Annotated in this window: 18 protein-coding genes; 14 read left to right on the forward strand and 4 right to left on the reverse strand. The window is 60.4% G+C overall.

Going from position 1 to position 20,287, the window contains the following annotated elements:
* The first annotated feature begins 1 nt into the window (after position 1).
* From GMET_RS06480 to metK, 4 genes are all read left to right on the forward strand, one after another.
* Positions 2-394, forward strand: coding sequence for a PTS sugar transporter subunit IIA (locus tag GMET_RS06480; RefSeq protein WP_011365798.1), 393 nt, complete (start codon positions 2-4; stop codon positions 392-394).
* A 21-nt stretch (positions 395-415) separates the two neighbouring features.
* Positions 416-682: an HPr family phosphocarrier protein gene (locus GMET_RS06485; RefSeq protein ID WP_004512078.1), complete on the forward strand. Its 267-nt coding sequence runs from the start codon at positions 416-418 to the stop codon at positions 680-682.
* Positions 663-2,429, forward strand: coding sequence for a phosphoenolpyruvate--protein phosphotransferase (gene ptsP / locus GMET_RS06490; RefSeq protein WP_004512077.1), 1,767 nt, complete (start codon positions 663-665; stop codon positions 2,427-2,429). Before GMET_RS06485 ends, ptsP begins: the two co-directional genes overlap by 20 nt.
* Before the next feature lie 108 nt (positions 2,430-2,537).
* A complete protein-coding gene (gene metK, locus GMET_RS06495; protein ID WP_004512076.1) occupies positions 2,538-3,707 on the forward strand; it encodes a methionine adenosyltransferase in 1,170 nt (389 codons plus the stop codon).
* An 89-nt stretch (positions 3,708-3,796) separates the two neighbouring features.
* Here metK and GMET_RS06500 read toward each other — a convergent pair whose 3' ends face one another.
* Together GMET_RS06500 and GMET_RS06505 are read right to left on the reverse strand one after the other, a co-directional pair.
* On the reverse strand, positions 3,797-4,519 hold the full coding sequence (locus GMET_RS06500; RefSeq protein WP_004512075.1) for a response regulator transcription factor: 723 nt from the start codon (positions 4,517-4,519) through the stop codon (positions 3,797-3,799).
* Entirely contained in the window at positions 4,516-5,472 is a 957-nt protein-coding gene (locus GMET_RS06505) for a sensor histidine kinase (RefSeq protein ID WP_004512074.1), read from the reverse strand. Before GMET_RS06505 ends, GMET_RS06500 begins: the two co-directional genes overlap by 4 nt.
* Before the next feature lie 127 nt (positions 5,473-5,599).
* Between GMET_RS06505 and GMET_RS06510 the strand changes: the two genes are divergently transcribed.
* Together GMET_RS06510 and ahcY are read left to right on the forward strand one after the other, a co-directional pair.
* On the forward strand, positions 5,600-6,688 hold the full coding sequence (locus tag GMET_RS06510; protein ID WP_100206445.1) for an NAD(P)H-dependent flavin oxidoreductase: 1,089 nt from the start codon (positions 5,600-5,602) through the stop codon (positions 6,686-6,688).
* A gap of 159 nt (positions 6,689-6,847) precedes the next feature.
* The gene (gene ahcY / locus GMET_RS06515; RefSeq protein WP_004512072.1) at positions 6,848-8,278 is read left to right on the forward strand and encodes an adenosylhomocysteinase; all 1,431 of its coding nucleotides are present in this window, start codon (positions 6,848-6,850) and stop codon (positions 8,276-8,278) included.
* Between the two features lie 77 nt (positions 8,279-8,355).
* On the opposite strand, the gene GMET_RS06520 is transcribed toward ahcY, so the two are convergent.
* Positions 8,356-10,137: a M3 family oligoendopeptidase gene (locus GMET_RS06520; RefSeq protein WP_004512071.1), complete on the reverse strand. Its 1,782-nt coding sequence runs from the start codon at positions 10,135-10,137 to the stop codon at positions 8,356-8,358.
* Between the two features lie 129 nt (positions 10,138-10,266).
* Here GMET_RS06520 and GMET_RS06525 point away from each other — a divergent pair, with 129 nt between their 5' ends.
* Positions 10,267-10,539 carry a Smr/MutS family protein gene (locus GMET_RS06525; protein WP_004512070.1) on the forward strand — a complete coding sequence of 91 codons (273 nt, stop codon included), beginning with the start codon at positions 10,267-10,269 and terminating at the stop codon, positions 10,537-10,539.
* Positions 10,540-10,631: 92 nt separating this feature from the next.
* Here GMET_RS06525 and GMET_RS06530 read toward each other — a convergent pair whose 3' ends face one another.
* The gene (locus GMET_RS06530; RefSeq protein WP_004512069.1) at positions 10,632-12,860 is read right to left on the reverse strand and encodes a vitamin B12-dependent ribonucleotide reductase; all 2,229 of its coding nucleotides are present in this window, start codon (positions 12,858-12,860) and stop codon (positions 10,632-10,634) included.
* Between the two features lie 256 nt (positions 12,861-13,116).
* On the opposite strand from GMET_RS06530, the gene GMET_RS06535 reads away from it, so the two are divergent.
* The 7 genes from GMET_RS06535 (at position 13,117) to rsmA (ending at position 20,265) form a co-directional block, all read left to right on the forward strand.
* A complete protein-coding gene (locus tag GMET_RS06535) occupies positions 13,117-14,178 on the forward strand; it encodes a sensor domain-containing diguanylate cyclase (protein WP_004512068.1) in 1,062 nt (353 codons plus the stop codon).
* Positions 14,175-15,512 (forward strand): right-handed parallel beta-helix repeat-containing protein, encoded by a 1,338-nt coding sequence (locus tag GMET_RS06540; protein WP_011365800.1) that lies wholly within the window; start codon positions 14,175-14,177, stop codon positions 15,510-15,512. Before GMET_RS06535 ends, GMET_RS06540 begins: the two co-directional genes overlap by 4 nt.
* A 25-nt stretch (positions 15,513-15,537) precedes the next feature.
* Positions 15,538-16,683, forward strand: a complete 1,146-nt coding sequence (locus GMET_RS06545; RefSeq protein WP_004512066.1) for an aminotransferase class V-fold PLP-dependent enzyme — start codon at positions 15,538-15,540, stop codon at positions 16,681-16,683.
* A gap of 76 nt (positions 16,684-16,759) precedes the next feature.
* Positions 16,760-17,029, forward strand: coding sequence for a hypothetical protein (locus tag GMET_RS06550; protein ID WP_004512065.1), 270 nt, complete (start codon positions 16,760-16,762; stop codon positions 17,027-17,029).
* Positions 17,030-17,096: 67 nt separating this feature from the next.
* The gene (locus tag GMET_RS06555) at positions 17,097-18,416 is read left to right on the forward strand and encodes a PhoH family protein (RefSeq protein ID WP_004512064.1); all 1,320 of its coding nucleotides are present in this window, start codon (positions 17,097-17,099) and stop codon (positions 18,414-18,416) included.
* The gene (tsaD, locus tag GMET_RS06560) at positions 18,416-19,441 is read left to right on the forward strand and encodes a tRNA (adenosine(37)-N6)-threonylcarbamoyltransferase complex transferase subunit TsaD (protein WP_004512063.1); all 1,026 of its coding nucleotides are present in this window, start codon (positions 18,416-18,418) and stop codon (positions 19,439-19,441) included. The genes GMET_RS06555 and tsaD overlap by 1 nt, the downstream gene beginning before the upstream one ends.
* On the forward strand, positions 19,438-20,265 hold the full coding sequence (rsmA, locus tag GMET_RS06565) for a 16S rRNA (adenine(1518)-N(6)/adenine(1519)-N(6))-dimethyltransferase RsmA (RefSeq protein WP_004512062.1): 828 nt from the start codon (positions 19,438-19,440) through the stop codon (positions 20,263-20,265). The genes tsaD and rsmA overlap by 4 nt, the downstream gene beginning before the upstream one ends.
* Positions 20,266-20,287 lie beyond the last annotated feature (22 nt).

Consider the following 20,287-nt stretch of genomic DNA (forward strand, 5'->3'; position numbering starts at 1 on the left):
GATGATTGGATTGGTGCTCGTTACCCATGCCGGCCTTGCTGAGGAACTCCTCAGGGGGGCCGAGATGATCGTAGGACCCATTGAGTCCGCCGAAACCATCGGAATCCGGCCGGGAGATCAGGCTGATGCGATCATGGAGCGCATTGCAGAGGCCGTGAAACGTGTTTCCGTGGACGGTGCGCTTATCATGACGGACATGTTTGGCGGGACGCCGTCGAATATGAGTCTTTCCTTCCTCGAGGCCGACCGCATCGAGGTGTTGACCGGCGTGAATCTGCCGATGGTCATCAAGTTTGCTGCCGAGCGGGACCGGATAGCTGTTGCCGAACTGGCCACGTCCCTCAAGGAGTGCGGCCGCGAGAGTATCGCCGTGGCCGGAGATTATCTGAAATAACCGGGAACTACAGGGACTGAAATGCTCGACCAGGAATTCACCATCATCAACAAACTCGGTCTCCACGCACGGGCCTCGGCCCTTTTTGTCAAGACGGCAAGCCGTTTTCGCTCTGACATAAAGATTGTGCGAGAGGGGATCGAGGTGAACGGCAAGAGCATCATGGGGATCATGATGCTGGCCGCGGCCAAGGGAACACTTATCAGGGTGAAAATTGAGGGGGAGGACGAGGCGGAAGCAATGGCCGCCCTCGGAGAGCTTATAACCAATGGATTCGGCGAGGAATGAAACGAGGATTTTTCGCGGAATAGAAGCCTCGGCCGGCATCGCCATCGGCACGGCACGCTTGACCGACCGCAGTCGCGTGGCGGTCACCGAGGTTTCCATCGGCGATGAAGAGGTGGAACTGGAGTGCGCCCGCTTCCTCGCAGCGCTTCAGGATGCCCGGGAAGAGCTCCTTGCTGTCAAGGAGCATCTGGCGTCAAGCCGCGGTCCGGAACACCTCTATGTTGTCGATAGCCACCTTCTGATCCTTGAAGATGGGATGCTGACCCGTGGCACCCTTGATCTGATTGCCGGCGAGAAGATCAATGCCGAAGCTGCCCTCAAGCGTAACCTCCTAAAGTTCAAAGAATTCTTTTCCGCCATTGAAGATGAGTATCTGCGCGAACGGGCCGGTGATGTAGAAACCGTCGTCGAGCGTATCATGCGCGCCATGGTGGGAAAACGACAGGAGTGCATCGGCTCCATTGACGGTGGCAAGATCGTCATCGTCGCCCACGACCTCTCTCCAACCGACATTCTCCAGATCGACAAGAACAACGTTATCGGCTTCATAACTGATCTGGGGGGACGAACATCACACACCGCCATACTGGCCAGGGCACTGGAAATTCCTGCAGTCGTAGGTCTTGAAACGATTACCGGCGAAGACATCGACGGACTGCCGATAATCATCGATGGCACTGACGGGACGGTGGTCGTCAATCCCGACCAGGATACCTTTCGCGATTACCTGCGGCGCAAGCAACGTTACGACTATCTGGAGCAGGAATTTCTTAAACTGCGGGATCTCCCTGCCGAGACCATAGACGGCCATCGGATTTCACTCATGGGTAACATTGAGTTTGCCGAGGAGATCCCAACGCTCAAGGGTCACGGAGGTGAGGGGATCGGTCTTTACCGGACCGAGATGCTTTACATGAACCGCCAGGGACTTCCCGACGAAGAAGAGCAATACTTGGCCTACTCCGCAATCGTCGAAGCAATGGCACCTCTGCCGATAACCATTCGCACCCTCGACGTGGGGGGCGATAAACTCGCCACCGACCTCCATCTGGAAGACGAGATGAACCCGGCCCTGGGACTGCGCGCCATTCGTCTGTCTCTCCGTAAACCCGAGGTCTTCAAGACCCAGTTGCGGGCAATTCTGCGCGCCAGCGTACGGGGAAAAGTCCGGATATTCTTCCCGATGATTTCGGGGGTAGAGGAAGTGCGCGCCGCCAAGGCGATTCTGGAGGAAGCGAAAAATGAGCTCCGTGCTGAAGGAGTTCCCTTCGACAACGCCATTGATGTTGGCATCATGATCGAGATTCCGTCGGCTGTGCTCGTTGCCGACATTCTTGCCCGGGAGGTGGATTTCTTCAGCGTCGGCACCAATGACCTCATCCAGTACTCGTTGGCCATCGACCGAACCAATGAGCACCTGGCGCACCTCTATCAACCGATGCACCCCGCTGTTCTCCGATCTCTCCGGACGGTGGTCGATGCGGCCCATGCCGCCGGAATCCGCGCCTGCATGTGTGGCGAGGTGGCGGGCGAGTCACGCTATCTTCCCATACTCCTCGGTTTGGGGTTTGATGAACTGTCCATGACCGGCGTGTCGATTCCGCGAGTCAAGAAAGTCCTGCGCCGGGCCGTCAAGGCTGACGCCCAGTTGCTCGTCTCCCGGGCCTTCACTTTTTCCACCGCCGCCGAAGTGGAGGCCTTCCTGAACAGCGAGATTTCCGCACGGTTTTCCGAGAGTTTCGACTGATTTCTTCCCGTTTTCTTCCTTGACATCCGTTGCTGCCAGCTTATACAATTCACACCTTTGCAAATCATTGAGCAGGCCATTTTCACCAGCGAGGAGGAACGATCAGCGATGGAGATGAAGGACTATATTTTTACCTCCGAATCGGTTTCCGAGGGACATCCCGACAAGGTCGCGGATCAGGTGTCGGATTCCATTCTTGATGCGATTCTTGCACAGGATCCCAGGGCCCGCGTTGCCTGCGAAACCCTGGTAACTACCGGTATGGCGGTTATTGCCGGCGAGATCACCACGAGTGCCGTGGTGGACTATCCGAAGGTTGTCCGCGAGACCATCCGGGAGATCGGCTACAACGACTCGGCCATGGGGTTCGACTGGGAAACCTGCGCGGTGCTCGTTTCCATTGACAAACAGTCCCCTGACATCTCCCAGGGGGTCACGGAGGGCGAGGGGATGTTCAAGGAGCAGGGGGCCGGCGACCAGGGGCTCATGTTCGGCTATGCCTGCACCGAAACCCCCGAACTCATGCCGATGTCCATCACCTATGCCCACAAGCTGACCCAGAAGCTGGCCGAGGTGCGCAAGAACGGTGTGCTGGACTTCCTTCGTCCCGACTCCAAGTCCCAAGTCTCCGTCGAATATGTGGACGACAAGCCGGTGCGCGTCGATACGGTCGTCATCTCATCCCAGCATACGCCGGAGGTTTCCTACGAAGCCATCAAGGAAGGGATCATCGAGGAGGTCGTGAAGAAGATCATCCCGGCCCACCTCATGGACGAACGGACCCGCATGCTCATCAACCCCACCGGCCGCTTTGTCGTCGGCGGTCCCATGGGTGACTGCGGCCTGACCGGGCGCAAGATCATCGTCGACAGCTACGGCGGCCATGGTGCCCATGGCGGCGGCGCCTTCTCCGGCAAGGACCCCTCGAAAGTGGACCGCTCTGCCGCCTACATGGGGCGTTACGTTGCCAAGAACCTGGTAGCCGCCGGCCTGTGCGAGAAGTGCGAGGTTCAGGTAGCCTACGCCATCGGCGTTGCCGAGCCGGTTTCGGTCATGGTCGATACCGCCGGCACCGGCAAGATCTCCTCCAAGCGGATTGCCGAGATCGTCCGCGAGGTCTTCGACCTGCGGCCGCGCGCCATCATCGAGCAGCTGGACCTTCTCCGCCCCATTTATCGCAAGACCGCCGCTTACGGTCACTTTGGCCGTGAGCTGCCCGAGTTCACCTGGGAGCGGACCGACAAGGTGTATATGATCCGCCAGAAGGCGGGAATCTAGCGAGATAGTAAGATAGTAAGTAGCGAGATAGTAAAAAGGCCGGATGACTTTGCGTCACCCGGCCTTTTCTCCTTTTGTATCCTACTCCTTCACGATCTCACTATCTCGCTCCCTTTCCTGCTAAAGCGGTAGCCCAGTCCCCGAACGGTGTGAAAGTAGATCGGTCTGGCCGGGTTCGGCTCGAAGTATTTCCGGAGCCGTACGATGAAGTTGTCGAGGGTCCGGGTTTCGGTGTCGGAGGTGTATCCCCAGACGTTTTCCAGGATCTCCCGGCGGCTGATCGCCTCTCCCTCCCGCTGGAAGAAAAGGGAGAGCATCTTTACCTCCAGTTCCGTCAGATCGATTTCGCCCTGGGCGGTCCGGGCGTGATAGGAGAGGAGGAATACTTCGTTGTCGCCGAACCGGTAGGCTTCCTCCACCGGTTCCGGCCGGTACCAGGAGGAGCGCCGCAGCATCCCGCCGACCCTTAAGAGAAACTCGTTCAGGCTGAAAGGCTTGGTGAGGTAGTCGTCGGCGCCGCTTTGGAGCCCCGTGACCCGTGCCCCCTCATCGGAACGGGCGGTCAGGATCAGCACCGGCACGCGGCTGTCCATGGTGCGGATCCGTTCGCAGACCGCGAATCCGTCCATCCCCGGGAGCATGACATCGAGAATGATGAGGGCGAAGCGGTCGTAGGCAAGGCGCTCCAGGGCCTCTTCGCCGCTCTCCACGTGACTTACCCGGTATCCTTCCATTTCGAGGTTGAAACATATCCCCCGGGCCAGGTGCATCTCGTCTTCAACCAGGAGGATGTGGGGTTTTTCTTCGGTCATGGGGAGCCCCTCTTACGGCGGGGGAGGGGGAGGCTGATGATGAAGCTAGTCCCCTCTCCGATACCCGCGCTCGTGGCGGTTACGGTTCCGCCGTGCTCCTTTACCACTGACTTGACGATCCAGAGACCGAGGCCGGTCCCCCGGATGGCCTCGCCACTGCTGCGGATGCGGTAGAACTTTCGGAAGACATTCTTGAGGTCTTTCCGGTCTATCCCTTTGCCGTTGTCCTGGAAGGAGAGGGTGCAGCGGTTCCCATCCCGTTTCAGCGTTACGCGGATCTCCGGGGCACCGATGCTGTACAGGATCGCGTTCTCGAACAGGTTCCGCAGAACCGTTTCCATCCCCTCCACATCGATGGCCGCCGAAATCCCTTTTTCAATGTCGAGGATCACGTTCCCTCCCTCGGGGAGAACGTGGCGTTGCTGGTCCATGTACCGGGTCACCAGGGCGGAAAAATCCACCACCGGGTACTGGGAGGCACGGCGCCGCTGTTCAAGCTTGGCGACCATCAGGATATTGCTGGTGAGGTTGTCGAGCCGGTCGATATCCACGAGCATGGTATCGAGGAACCGTTCCAGCTTCTCGGGAGGAGGCTTGCGGAGACGGATCGTCTCAAGGTGGAGCTTGATGGAGGCCAAGGGCGACTTGAGCTCGTGGGTCGCCTGGGAGATGAAGTCCTTCTGTTCCAGGTTCAGGTTCGACTGGCGGCGCCAGTAGATGAAGATGACGTAGACCCCCACCAGGATGATGACGAGGAGTACGATCCCCTCCACGAGCACCGCCCAGTCGAAGCCGCGGCCCAGGAGTTCGGGGCGGTAGCGTTCGGCCAGTTCCCGGAACTCCTTGTGGCGACCCACGAACCAGGTGATCCAGAAAAAAACCAGGAGCCCCCAGACAACCTGGATGCCGATCAGGGCCATGAGGGGATTTACGAGTCTCTTCAGCCACTTCATGGTGTTTTGTGTAGCACCCCCCTGTCTCGTTTGCAAGGGAGGATTTCGTTTTACAAAAGTATTACACATGGAGTGGTTACGATTCTGCTATGGTTGCCGAGGTAAAACACACCGGTAAGGGAGGAATTTGATGGGACCGCTGAAGATCGGCAAGCATGAGGCAAGGTATCCGCTCATCCAGGGAGGGATGGGGGTTCGCATCTCAGGGTGGAGGCTTGCGGGGCACGTGGCCAGGTGCGGCGGCGTGGGGCTCGTGGCCACTGCCGGCATTACTCTCAACAGCGGCCTCTACACCGGTTCTAATTACCTCCAGTCCAATCCAGAGGCGCTTCGACAGGAGCTGCGCAAGGCTTACGAAGTTGCTCCCGACGGGGTAATCGGCGTTAACATCATGGTGGCGCTCGCCGATTATGAAGAGCTCGTCCAGGCTTCCATCGAGGGTGGCGCCAAGGTGATAGTCTGCGGAGCGGGTCTGCCCATGACGCTTCCCGGCCTTACCGCCCACGCCCCTGATGTGGCCATCGTACCGATCGTGTCCTCGCTTCGTGCTGCCCAGCTCATCGCCAAAAAGTGGGATAAAGGATACGGCCGTCTTCCCGATGCGGTTGTTGTGGAAGACCCCGACACCGCCGGCGGTCACCTGGGTGAAAAGCTGGAAAACATCGGTACCGGTGACTATGACCAGTACGGCACCATCCGGTCCATAAAGGAATTCTTCCGCTCCGAATACGGTAAAGAGATACCGATTATCGCCGCAGGGGGTATTTGGGACCGTGCCGACGTCCTCCACGCCATTGCCGAAGGGGCCGACGGTGTTCAGATGGCGAGCCGCTTCGTGCCGACGGTTGAGTGCGATGCCGAAGACGCCTACAAGCAGATGTACCTCGATTGCCGCAAGGAGGATATCGGCCTCATCATGAGCCCGGCGGGGCTTCCGGGGCGAGCCATCCTCAGCAATCAGGAGAATATAACTCTTTATGATGAGACAAACGCAACTTCCTGCAGCAATGCTTGCCTGAAGAAATGCTCCTACAAGGAAAGCGGCGAGCGGTTTTGCATCGTAAGTGCCCTCGACCGGGCCCAGCAGGGAGATGTGGAGTCGGGGCTCGTCTTCTGCGGTACCAACGCCTGGAAGGCCGACCGCATCACCACCGTTCAGGAAATCTTCGACGAGCTCTTCGCCGAGGAGGCCGGTCAGGCAGAAAAGGCCGCATAAGTCGTTTTCTTTGACGCACAGAGGAAAAGGGGTACCAGCAGGTGCCCCTTTTTTTTGTTGGAGCGGGAATTCGACTTTGACCCTGCAGTGCCATAGATGTTATAAAATTTCTTTGCCTGTTGCTGTGATACCAAATAACCATAACCAACGGAGGATACGATGTCGACAACCAGCACACCGACCGCGACGACTGCCGCGTTCACTGACTGCCACGTGAGGGATCTCTCCCTTGCCGCCTGGGGGCGCAAGGAGATGGTCATTGCCGAAACCGAGATGCCGGGCCTCATGGCCATCCGCGAGGAGTACGCCGCCAGCCAGCCCCTGAAGGGTGCCCGCATTGCCGGTTCGCTCCACATGACCATCCAGACCGCCATGCTCATCGAGACCCTGACGGCGCTGGGCGCCGAGGTGCGCTGGGCATCGTGCAACATCTTTTCCACCCAGGACCACGCCGCTGCCGCCATTGCCGCAGCCGGCATCCCGGTCTTCGCCTACAAGGGGGAATCCCTGGAGGAGTACTGGGAGTTCACTCACCGGATCTTCGAGTGGCACGACGGCGGCACTCCCAACATGATCCTGGACGACGGCGGCGACGCCACGCTGCTCCTGCACCTGGGGAGCGACGCCGAGAAGGATCCGTCGGTTGTGGCCAATCCCACCTGTGAAGAAGAGCAGTTCCTCTTCGCCGCCATCAAGAAGCGCCTTGCCGAAAAACCGGAGTGGTACTCGAAGACCGCCGCAGCCATCAAGGGGGTGACGGAAGAGACCACCACTGGCGTGCACCGGCTCTACCAGATGCACGAGAAAGGACGCCTCAAGTTCCCGGCAATCAACGTCAATGACTCGGTCACCAAGTCCAAGTTCGACAACATCTACGGTTGCCGCGAATCCCTGGTGGACGGCATCAAGCGGGCCACCGACGTGATGGTGGCCGGCAAGGTGGCCGTCATCTGCGGCTACGGCGAGGTTGGCAAGGGGTGCGCCCAGGCCATGCGCGGGCTCCAGGCCCAGGTATGGGTCACCGAGATCGACCCCATCTGCGCCCTCCAGGCCGCCATGGAAGGGTACAAGGTGGTCACCATGGAGTGGGCCGCCGACAAGGCCGACATCTTCGTTACCACCACCGGCAACATCAATGTCATCACCCATGACCACATGAAGGCCATGAAGCACAACGCCATTGTCTGCAACATCGGCCACTTCGACAACGAGATCGAGGTTGCGGCCCTCAAGCAATACCAGTGGGAGAACATCAAGCCCCAGGTGGACCACATCATCTTCCCCGACGGCAAGCGGATCATCCTCCTGGCAGAGGGGCGGCTCGTGAACCTGGGGTGCGCCACGGGGCACCCCTCCTACGTCATGTCCTCCTCCTTCGCCAACCAGACCTTGGCCCAGATGGAGCTCTTCTGCAATCCCGGCAAATACCCGGTCGGTGTTTACATGCTTCCCAAAGAGCTGGACGAGAAGGTGGCCCGGCTCCAGCTGAAGACCCTGGGCGCCATGCTCACGGAGCTCACCGAAGAGCAGGCCGCCTACATCGGCGTGCCGAAGGCGGGACCCTACAAGACCGATCATTACCGGTACTGATTGGTGCCGAAGTAAGAAGAAAGGCCGTCGGGAATGAATCCCGGCGGCCTTTCTGTTTTTGCATGCATCGTGCGAACTTACTGTTTCGCCACCAATCCCTTCAACTCTTCGATCAGCTCCGCCAGAAAATCATACCCCTTCTGCCAGAAGTGGGGATCGGCCAGGTCGATTCCCGCGGGCTTCACCGTGTCTGCCGGCGACAGGGAGCCGCCGCTTTCCAGGATTCCCACATAGGTGGGGATGAACGTTTCGCCGTCCTCCAGGTATTTGCGGTAGAGGGAAAGGACCAGAAGCTCCGCGAAAGTGTAGGAGTAGCAGTAGAAGCGGGCATGGATGAAGTGGGAGATGTAGCTCCACCCCCAGCGGTAGGGCTCGATCATCTCCACGGCGTCGCCGTAGAGCTTGCCGTTCTCCTCCCACCAGAGGTCACAGAGCCGTGATGAGGTCAGGAGCCCCTCCTTCCGCTCCTTGTGCATCCGTTCCTCGAAGCGGGTGAGGACGTTCTGGCGGAAGGTGGTGGCGATGATATCCTCGATCTTGGCGCAGAGAAGGGCGATCTTCACTTGCGGGTCGGATTCCCGTTCAAGAAGGAACCGGGTCAGGAGCATCTCGCCAAAGACCGACGCCGTTTCCGCCAGAGGAAGCGGTGCGTGGTAGTTGAGCATGGTCTGCTTCTGGGCCAGGACGAAGTGGAGCCCGTGCCCCAGTTCGTGGGCCAGGGTCGCCACGTCGCGCAGGTTGCCGGTGAAGTTCAGGAGCACATACGGGGAGAGGCTCGGCGTCATCCCCATGCAGAACGCGCCTCCTCCCTTGCCGGGGCGTGGCAGCACGTCAATACGCCGCTCGGCGAAAAAGGCGGCGCAGATGTCGCGGAAGCGGGGCTGGAAGGCACCATAGGCCTCCAGGACCAAGTCCCGGGCCTCCTCGAAGGTGTAATGGCGGTCCGTTTCGCCAGCCGGGGCGTAGACATCAGTATTTTTGAGCTTCGGAAGCCCCAGGAGCCGCGCCTTGAGGCGGAAATAGTCCCGGGCCAGGCCGTAGTTGGCCTCAGAGACATCCATGAGACGATTCACCACTTCTTCGGGGATTTCGTTCCCCAGGTTGGTGGGCTCCATGGGGTGGCGGTAGCTGCGGAGCTCCAATTCCTGGCCGTGGTCGAGAGCCACGGTGTTGAAGATGGCACCGAGGGCGATCCCCTCCTCCTCGTGGCGCCTGAGGAAGATGGCGAAGGCCCGCTCCCGCACTGTTGCGTCTGGATGATGGAGGAGCCCCAGGAGCTCCTCGCCGGTGAATTCCCGTTCTTCCCCGTCCAGTTCCATCCGGTAGCGGAAGGATGCCGACAGCTCGTCAAAGAGCCGGGTGAAGGCCTCGGCCCCCGTGAGGTTCTTCAGCTTCAGGAGCTGCTCCTCCCGCTCCGTGAGGGTGTGGGGCTTGAATTTGCGCACGCTCTCCAGGTAGTGGCGGTAGCCGGCCAAGCCACCGTCCGCGACAATCTCCGCGAAACCCCCGTCGGGGATCTCCATGATCTCCAGATCGAAGAAGAGGAGCTCACGCCCCATGAGGTTGCCGAACTCGGCAGTCCGTTGGGAGAGCTTCTTGTGCTCGTCGTTCCCGGCGTCGGCAGCGAAGAGGAGATGGGCGTAAAGCTGGGGTTTCACAAGAAGCTCCGTGAGGGCCTCGTAACGCCGGAGAGCTTCCAGAAGTCCGGCTGCATCGAGGGAGGCGACCTTCCCCAGGTAGGCTACCCGGAATGCTTTCGTCTCGGCGGCTCCTGAGGCGAGATCGGCTTCGAGTTCCGGTGCGTGTGCATGGTAGAGGGGATCGGTGTCCCAGAGCATGGCGGTGATGTCGGTAGTCATGGCAATCCTTTCAGGGAAAATGGGCGGTTGCGTTGCACTCCCATTCTGGATTACCACAGGGGAGGGAGAAATCAATAGCGTTTTTGAAAGGAAGGGGAGATACTTCGGGCTTCCGAGGATAATACATCCATGATCGAAGACCTGACCATTGAACTGCCCATCGACGGGACTCTCGATCTCCATACTTTCCGGCCCGGCGAGGTGAAGGATCTCGTCCCCGACTACCTGGCGGCCTGCCGCGAGCGGGGGATCTACTCGGTGCGGATCATCCACGGCAAGGGTACCGGAACTCTGCGCCGGACCGTCCACGCCATCCTGGAACGGCTTGACGTTGTGGCCTCGTTCCGGCTTGCGGGAGAGGATGCCGCGACGCTGGTGGAATTGTGGCGGGATCGTCCCTGACGGCACGGTGGCAGGAACATACTGAACGTTTTGTCAATGAGAAAGGCCCGCAAGATGCGGGCCTTTCGTCGTTCATGGTCAGTTGTTGCCGGTCAGGCGCATTCGGAATAGCCGCAGACCCGGCAGACGGCGCAGCCGCCTTCGTGCTCCACGATGCCGCCGCACTCGGGGCAGGCGCCCCGTTCAGGAGCCGCGGTTTCGAGCCCCACATCGTAGCCGGCAGCCTGCATGTGGGCCTGGATCGCCCTGGCCACGGCGTCGGCGCAGGAAAGAACCTTGTTGTCGCCGAAGCCCGCGGGGAGGTGGCAGGAGATGCCGAGAAGCTGCTTGATCACCTGCCGGGCCTGGACGCCGCTGCGCCAGGCGAGGGACACCATGCGGCCGATGGCCTCGCACTGGGAGGAGGCGCACCCGCCCGCCTTCCCCATGGTGGTGAAGAGCTCGAAAAGCCCGGCCTTGTCCTCGTTGACGGTGACATAGAGTGGGCCGCAGCCGGTCTGCATCTGGTAGGTCCATCCCTTGAGGGCCTTGGGACGGTCCCGCTTCACGGCCCGTTTCTCCTCCGTCTGGACAACTTTCTCCTTTTCCTCCTTGGCGCCTGTGGAGAGGACCTGCTCGTCCCGGGAGCCGTCGCGGTAGATGGTGACCCCCTTGCACTCCAGTTTGTAGGCCAGGCGGTAGACTTTCTCCACCTCTTCGATGGTGGCGGCGTTGGGGAAGTTGACCGTCTTGGAGACGGCGTTGTCGGTGTATTTCTGGAAGGCGGCCTGCATCTCGATGTGGTCTTCCGGGGTGATGTCGTGGGCGGTCACGAAGACCTTGCGGATATCCTCGGGAATCTCGGCCAGGTCGTGGACGGTGCCGTGCTGGGCGATCTTCTGCATGAGCTCCTCGGAATAGAAGCCCTGATCCCGGGCAATCTCCTCGAAAATGGGGTTTACCTCCACGAGGATGTTCTTGTCGAGGACCTGGCGCACGAAGGAGACTGCGAAGAGGGGTTCCACACCGCTGGATGCGTTGGCAATGATGGAGATGGTGCCGGTGGGGGCGATGGTGGTCACCGTGGCGTTGCGGATGGGGCCTTCTCCCGGCCGGTCAAAGGTGGAACCCACGAAGTTCGGGAACGCTCCCCGCACGGCGGCCAGTTCGCGGGAATAGGCGTGCCCCTCGTCGTTAATGAAACGCATCACCTTCTCGCCGAGGCTGATGGCCTCCGGGGAGCTGTAGGGGATCCCCAGGAGGATCAGCATGTCTGCCCACCCCATGACGCCGAGGCCGATCTTGCGGTTGGAGCGGGTCATGTCGTTGATCTGGGGGAGGGGGTAGTTGTTCACCTCGATGACGTTGTCCAGGAAGTGGACTCCCAGGCGGATGACCTCCCGCAGGCGCTTCCAGTCCACGTCGCCGTTATTCACCATCTTCCCCAGGTTGATGGAGCCCAGGTTGCATGACTCGTAGGGGAGGAGCGGCTGCTCGCCGCAGGGGTTGGTGGACTCGATCTCGCCGATGTGGGGAGTCGGGTTGTCCTTGTTGAGGCGGTCCAGGAAGATGATTCCCGGCTCGCCGTTTTTCCAGGCCTGCTTCACGATGCGGCTGAAGACCTTGCGGGCGTTGAGGGTCCCGCAGGGCTTCCCGTCACGGGGGTTGCGCAGATCGTAATCGGCGTCCCTCTCCACCGCCTCCATGAAGGCCTCGGTGAGCCCCACGGAGATGTTGAAGTTGTTGAGGTGCTTCTGGTCATCCTTGCACATGATGAAGTCCATGATATCCGGATGATCCACGCGGAGGATCCCCATGTTGGCGCCGCGCCGGGTTCCCCCCTGCTTGATGGTTTCGGTGGCGGCGTCGAAGACCCGCATGAACGAGATGGGGCCGCTGGAGATGCCCGAGGTGGAACGGACCACGTCGTTGGCCGGACGCAGCCGCGAGAAGGAAAAGCCGGTGCCGCCGCCGGACTTGTGGATGAGGGCCGTGTACTTGACCGCGTCGAAGATCTCCTCCATGGAGTCCCCCACAGGGAGGACGAAGCAGGCGGAGAGCTGGCCCAGCTCGCGCCCCGCGTTCATGAGGGTGGGGGAGTTGGGGAGGAACTCGAAGGAGGTCATCAGGTCGTAGAACTTCTGGGCCAGGGCCTTGGTGTCGGCCTTCTTGTCGAAATTACGGTCAGCAACGGCAATGGCCTCGGCCACGCGCCGGAACATGTCGGCGGGAGTTTCGAGGACTCTCCCGTCAGTGTCTCGCTTGAGGTATCGCTTCTCGAGCACGGTGCGGGCGTTCTTCGAAAGGCCGGGGATATCCACTGTCGTCTTCGTTTCTGCCATAATTTCCTCTCCTTGCGCAGTGTTTGGTGAATAATGCAGTATAAAGGCTGTTTGCCATATATGTTGTGGTGCCGCAAAAGAATATCCACAATATGTATGGCCTGTCAAGGGGTAAAAAAAAATGACCTAACGGGTTGATTCAACAAGGCATTACTCCATCGGCCGATTTGCTGTGTGTGCAGGTGGGGTGCTGGCAATTTACATCCCTGAGGTTTTGTGTTAGTTTTTTTCATTTTTCTGGCGGACGGAACAGACCATGGAACATAGCTTGAAATGCACCATTGAGCTGCTCGAAGAGGAAGTCAGCGCCCTCAGGGAGTTGATTGAGGTGGCGAGGATGGTGGTTTCCACCCTCGAACTTGATCAGGTCCTCCTGGAGATACTGACCAGCGCGATGCGCTTTGCCGACGCCTCCGCCGGAAGCATTGTCCTCTACGACACCGTTCAGGGGGGACTGACTCTCCACGCCCACCAGGGGTTTACCCCCGAATTCGTCTTGGCCGAGCGGTGGGAAATCCGCCCTGGAGGGGTCACTGAACGGGTTATCTCCGGTGGCGAGATCCTGTTCGTCAACGACACCGAAGATAACCCCCTCCTTGTCGACCCCATTGTCATCAGGGAGGGGATCAGATCTCAGGCCTGCATTCCCCTTAAAGTGCAGAGCCGGCTTGCGGGCATTCTCTACCTGTGCGATTTTGTCCCCCGGGAGTTCGATCGGGAGAGAATGAAACTTCTGGACGTCCTCGCCTCCTTTGCCGCCATGGCCATCGATAATGCTCAGCTCCATGAGCGGACCCGGCTCATGGCCATAACCGACGCCCTGACCGGTCTTTACAACCGGCGCTACTTTCAGCAGATGTTCAGTCGGGAACTGAACCGGGCCAAGCGTTACGGCAACCCCCTCTCACTGATCATGATGGACGTGGATGACTTCAAGAAGTTCAATGATACCTATGGACATCCCCTTGGCGACAAGCTCCTAGGGAGCATGGGAGATATTCTCACGGAGGCGCTGCGCAATACCGATTTTGCCTTTCGCTACGGGGGCGAGGAGTTTATCGTGCTCTTGCCGGAAACCGACTTTTCCAGCGCGCTTAATGTTGCGGAGCGGCTCCGGGAGTCCGTGGAACAGAAGAGTGTCGACGAAATGCGAGGGATCGCTCTCAATGCCGTAACCGTAAGTGTCGGCGTAGTCTCCTATCCCCAGGACGGCGAGACCAGCGACGACCTCCTCAATGGGGTGGATGAACTCCTCTATCGGGCCAAGGAGTATGGCAAGAACAGGGTCTACTACCGGACTATGGGAGAAAAACCATGAGGCGCTCTACAATGGCGACCATGAGGATGCCGTTGGCTCTCTCCGTTTTGCTCGGGATGGCGGCAGTCCTCGGTGGGTGCGGGACGGTTTCGGAACTTTTCGCTCGGGGGAAGACCCTTGTTTCCCCTTCCTCCGCGCAGGTGTCGGTGCCAGTCGTTGCGCCCGGTGCGACCGTTGCCAATGAGGAGTCTCCTCCGGTTCCGCTTGCGCCCTCTCCCGAAAACAAACCGGCCGTCGTTCCTCCCCAAGTGATACCGGCGCTTCCGGGGATATCACGCATCGCACCTCGGATGGCCGTACCGGTAGAGCGGTTATACAACGATGCCGTTCTGACCGAGGACACGGTCTGGAGCGGCGAGGTGTTTGTGGAGGGCTCACTCACTGTGGCGCCGCAGACGACCCTCACCCTTGAGCCGGGGACTGTCGTCCGTTTCAGGCGGACGGTCCCTGGGGATGGAGCCGGTCCGCTCCTCCTGGTTCAGGGGAGGCTCGTGGTCCGCGGAAACGCCGATGCGCCGGTCCGCTTCACGACCAGCTTTCCCGATCCCCTGGCCGGCGAGTGGCAAGGGATCATCCTGCTCGGCAGCGAGAAGAAAAACCTCCTTGAGCAGTGCCGCATCGAGGGTGCGGTCGCCGGCATCGATGCATCCTTTTCCTCTGTGACCCTCAAACAGGTCTTTTTTGCCGCCTGCGGAACCGGCGCCCGGTTTCAGGACTCCATCGTCACGGTCAGTGGCGGAGAAGCTTCGGACAATGCTGTCGGCATGGAACTCGTCGAGAGCGAGTCGGATATCCGTGACATGGTGGTACGCGACAATCGCCTTGGCATGACGGTGCGTGGCGGCTCCCTCCTCCTGGAAGGGGCCGGTTTAACGGATAACAGGGAGACCGGGTTAACCGGGGTCGCGTCCCGGCTCAGCATGTCCGGCTCTTTTTTCCAGGGAAACGGCACCGGCATTGTCCTCACCGACTGCGAAGGAAAGGTGACGGGTACGCGGATCGCGGAGAACCGCCACGTGGGGATTCACCTCGTCCGGTCCCGGGTTCGGGTATATGGCAACGAAATTGTGTCCAACGCTGACATCGGCCTGCGGGTCGAGGATGGACAGGGTGTCGCGTGGGGGAACGCCTTTTCGGGCAATGGCCGCTTCGATATCGAAAACGCGGGACGTGACGATTTTAGAGCAATTGCCAACTGGTGGGGGGATCCCTCCCCGCCGCTGGACATGCGTCTTGACCTCCAGGCCCAGAACCCTGCCAGGGGAAGGATTTTCGTGAACCCGGTGCTCAAGGCGCGGCCGTATTTCCCGACCTTGAATTCCGTTGCTAAATAGCTGACGTCATGCTAGCTTTTTCCTAATGTCGCTTTATCTCGATAATGCAGCAACGTCGTATCCCAAGCCTGAACCGGTCTATGAAGCGGTGAACAGGGCCATGCGTGACGTGGGGGTCAGCCCGGGCAGGGGAGGGTACCGTCGCGGCATTGAGGCGAGCCGTCTTCTCTTTGAAACGCGGGAGTCGGTGGCGGCCCTCTTCGGCATCGGCGATTCGTCGCGGGTGGTCTTCACCCATAGTGCCACCGAGGCCCTCAATCTGGCGGTGCTGGGGCTTGTGCGGCCCGGCGACCACGTGGTCACCACCTCGGCGGAACACAATTCGCTCGTCCGCCCGCTCCATCTGGCCGGGCAGCGGGGAGTCGAGATTTCCTGGATCGAGGCCGACCGTCGCGGGTTTGTCTCCCCGGACCAGATCGCTGCCGCCATCCGCCCTTCGACGCGACTCATTGCCCTTGCCCACTGCTCCAACGTGACCGGCGCCATCCAACCGGTCACGGAAATTGCCGCCGTGGCCCGTCGCGCCGGAGTTCTCACCCTTGTGGATGCCGCCCAGAGCGCGGGAATGATTCCCCTCGACGTTTCGGCCATGGGGATCGATCTCCTGGCAGCGCCGGGGCACAAGGGGCTCATGGGGCCCCCGGGGACCGGCATTCTCTGTGTGGCCGAAGGTGTGGATCTGGAACCGCTTTTTGTCGGGGGGACAGGGGGATACTCGTCGGGCGTGGAACAGCCCGACGCCATGCCCGAACGGTTCGAAAGCGGGACCCACAATCTGCCGGGCATCGCCGGTCTCGGGGCAGGTGTCGATTTCATCCGAACCGTGGGACTGGAAGTGATCCGGAAGCGGGAAGAGGAACTGGTCGCCTTTCTCATGGATGGGCTCGGAGCGCTGCCGGGAGTAACCTGCCACGGACCATTGCCGGACGAACCGCGGGGGGGGCTCGTGAGTTTCACGGTGGAGGGAGTCGACCCTCAGACCATCGGTTTCCGGCTCGATCAGGAGTTCGATATCTGCGTGCGGGTAGGGCTCCACTGCGCCCCTGCTGCCCACCGGACCATCGGCACCTATCCCGGCGGCGCGGTCAGGGTGAGCCCCGGCTACTTCACCACAGATGAAGAGATCGGTACCTTTCTCCAGGCGATGGGGAAGATTATCAGCTCTCCGTGAGAGTCCCCTTTCCGTACGGTTATGTCCGTGTTATGGCCCCACAACTCATGATGAATGATTCGTCAAAGGGGGAAGTATGAATAAGCGATTCCTTGTTGCACTTTGCCTCGTAGTGGCATGTCTCGCCGGATGTTCGCTTCCCCCCGAGAAGCCGGTGACCAAGGACGAACTCTACGCAACGGGTATCTACAACTTTTACACCATCAAGGAATCGCCCGAGAGCGTCCTTGCGGCGATCAACCGCGAGGGAGAGGTGATCCTCGACGCCAGGTACCGTGACAGGCCGGTCTTTATCAAGATCCTCGCTCTCTCCTCGGGCCTTCAGGTGCATGTCATCGAAAAATAGCATCCAACCCGCGGGCGGGCATGTAGCGCATTATCTCTAAACTCCATCCACGAAAAGAGAAACCTCGATGAAAAACTTCGTACTCGATACCAACGTCCTCCTCTACGATCCCCAGGCCATTTTCAAGTTTGAGGAAAACAACATCATTATCCCCATTACGGTCATCGAAGAGGTGGACCGCTTCAAAAAGGACATGAACGAGACGGGACGCAACGCACGCCAGGTCTCCCGTTATCTGGACGACATGCGCAAGATTGGGTCCCTCTCCTCGGGCATTACCCTCGAGACCGGCGGGATGCTCCGGGTGGAGATGTACGAGGAGAAGATCATGAAGCGGCTTCCTCCCGAGTTGCGCGAGGAGCGGGGGGACAACCGGATACTGGCGGTGGCCGTCAAGATTCTGGAAGAAAACGGTGGCGCGCCCGTCGTGTTCGTCACCAAGGATACGAACTTGCGGATAAAGGCCGACGCCATCGGCCTCAAGGCCGAGGATTACGAATCGGATAAGGTCGACATCGAAGAGCTCTACCCCGGTTTCACCGAGATCGACGTGGCGGCCGATACCGTTGACCGGTTCCATGGCCAGGGGTGGGTGGAGTTGCCCGGACAGACCTTCTTCCCGAACCAGTGCGTCACCCTGCGGGATGAAGCGAACCCTTCCCATACGGCCCTCGGCAAGTACCGGGTGGGGGATGGGAAAATCACTCCCCTCATCAAGACCGGCAAGGAGGGGGTCTGGAGCATTTTCCCCCGCAACCGCGAGCAGGCCTTTGCCTTCGATCTTCTACTCGACGACTCCATCAAGCTCGTGACCCTCGTGGGGAAGGCCGGTACAGGCAAGACGCTGCTGGCCATTGCTGCGGGCCTCCACAAGACCGCCGAGGAGAACGTCTTCAACCGCCTTCTCGTCTCCCGGCCCGTCTTTCCCATGGGGCGCGACCTGGGGTTCCTTCCCGGAGATATCGAGGAGAAGCTCGCCCCCTGGATGCAGCCCATCTTCGACAACGTGGAACTTCTCCTGTCGGGGCATGAGGCCGAGAAGCGCCACAGCAAGGGGTATAAGGAGCTCATGGCCATGGGGATCATGGAAATTGAGCCCCTCACCTACATCCGGGGTCGCTCCATACCGAACCAGTTCATGATCGTCGACGAGGCCCAGAACCTCACGCCTCACGAGATCAAGACCATCATTACCCGGGCTGGGGAGGGGACCAAGATCGTCCTCACCGGCGACCCCTACCAGATTGACAACCCCTATGTGGATGCCTCGTCCAACGGCCTTACCTACGTGGTGGAGCGCTTCAAGGAGCAGGCAATCGCCGGCCATGTCACCATGACCAAGGGCGAGCGCTCCGACCTGGCGGAACTGGCGGCGAATCTGCTGTAATGCTCATTCTCACGATCGAAACATCCTGCGACGAAACCGCCGCCGCGGTGGTCCGCGACGGGCGCACGGTGCTGTCGAGCATCGTTGCGACCCAGGTGAAGGACCATGCCGTCTACGGGGGGGTTGTCCCTGAGATAGCCTCCCGCAAACATCTGGAGAGCATCCCGGTCGTCATCGACGAAGCCCTCCGCACTGCTTCGGTCTCCCTCGACGCCATCGAGGGGGTCGCCGTGACCCAGGGGCCGGGACTGGCCGGGGCACTTCTGGTGGGTACCGCCGTTGCCAAGGCCATCGCCTTTGCCCGCCGGCTCCCCATCGTTGGGGTGAACCATATCGAAGGGCACCTCTCGGCCATTTTCCTGGAGCGAGAGGTGGCGTTTCCCTTCGTGGCCCTCGCCGTCTCGGGGGGGCATACCCATCTCTACCGGGTCGACGGCATCGGCCGCTACACCACCCTCGGCCAGACCCGCGACGACGCTGCCGGCGAGGCCTTCGACAAAGTCGCAAAGCTCTTGGGACTCCCCTATCCGGGCGGGGTTGAGATCGATCGCCTTGCCGCCGAGGGGGACCCAGCCAGCATTTCCTTCCCCCGGCCGCTCCTCCACGACGGCAGCTTCAACTTCAGCTTCAGCGGCCTCAAGACTGCGGTTCTGAACCATGTCCGCAAGAATCCGGTCCAGGAGGATGGCCAGCAACTCCGGGACCTCTGCGCTTCGTTTCAACGGGCCGCCTGCGACGTGCTCGTGACGAAAACGCTCCTTGCCGCAGAGACCGAGGGGATCGGTCGGGTCGTGGTTGCCGGCGGCGTTGCCTGCAATAGCGCCCTGCGCCGCGACATGGCCCGGGAGGCTGCTGACAGGGGAATCGAGCTCGCCATCCCTTCTCCTTCCCTCTGTAGCGATAACGCCGCCATGCTGGCGGTTCCCGGTGATTTCTACCTCTCCCGGGGGATCAGCGACGGCCTCTCCCTGGACGCCTTGGTAAACTGGCCCTTGGATACGATCCGGACGAGGCTGGAGTCGTGAGAGGGGAGGGGATTCGCGCCCGCAAGGCGCTGGGGCAGAATTTTCTCGTGGACCGTCATGTTCTCGCACGGATCGCGGACATCGTCGATATGCGGCCCGACGACCGCATTCTGGAAGTGGGGCCGGGAAAGGGCGCCCTCACCGAGATGCTGGCTCATCGATGCGCGCGCCTTGTGGCGGTGGAGTTGGACACGCGGCTCGTGCCGGTACTCCGCCAGGCCTTTCGGGATAACCCGCGAGTGGAGATCGTCCACGGCGACATTCTGGAGATCGACCTGCGCGACCTCCTGGCTTATGAAGGGGGAGAACGGTGGAAGGTGGCAGCCAATCTCCCCTACAACATATCCACGCCGGTTCTCTTTGCGTTTCTCGACAACCGCGATCTCTTCTCCCGTCTGGTGCTCATGCTTCAGAAGGAAGTGGGCGACCGCCTCGCCGCCTCACCGGGGACTAAGGATTACGGCATCCTGTCGGTCTTTTTCCAACTTCATTTTGATGTGACGCGGGAAATGATCGTCAGACCAGGTTCGTTCCATCCCGTGCCGAAGGTGGACTCGGCCGTCCTGAGCTTCGTCCCCCTCGAAAAGCCCCGGGTGGCTGTGGGAGACGAGCAGTATTTCCGCCGCCTCGTGAAAGGGGCTTTCTCCATGCGGCGAAAAACCCTCTGGAACTGTCTGAAAAATGCCGGCCTGGGGCTTTCCGGGGAGCAGTTGTCTGAAGCCCTTGCAGTGTGCGGGATAGAGCCGGGGAGGCGTGGTGAGACCCTGAGCCTTGACGAGTTTGCGGCCCTTTCCCGGGCCATGATGGCATTGGGGGGAAAATAGAAAAGCCGCCCGGAGAGGACGG

This window comes from Geobacter metallireducens GS-15, assembly GCF_000012925.1.
Taxonomy (GTDB): domain Bacteria; phylum Desulfobacterota; class Desulfuromonadia; order Geobacterales; family Geobacteraceae; genus Geobacter; species Geobacter metallireducens.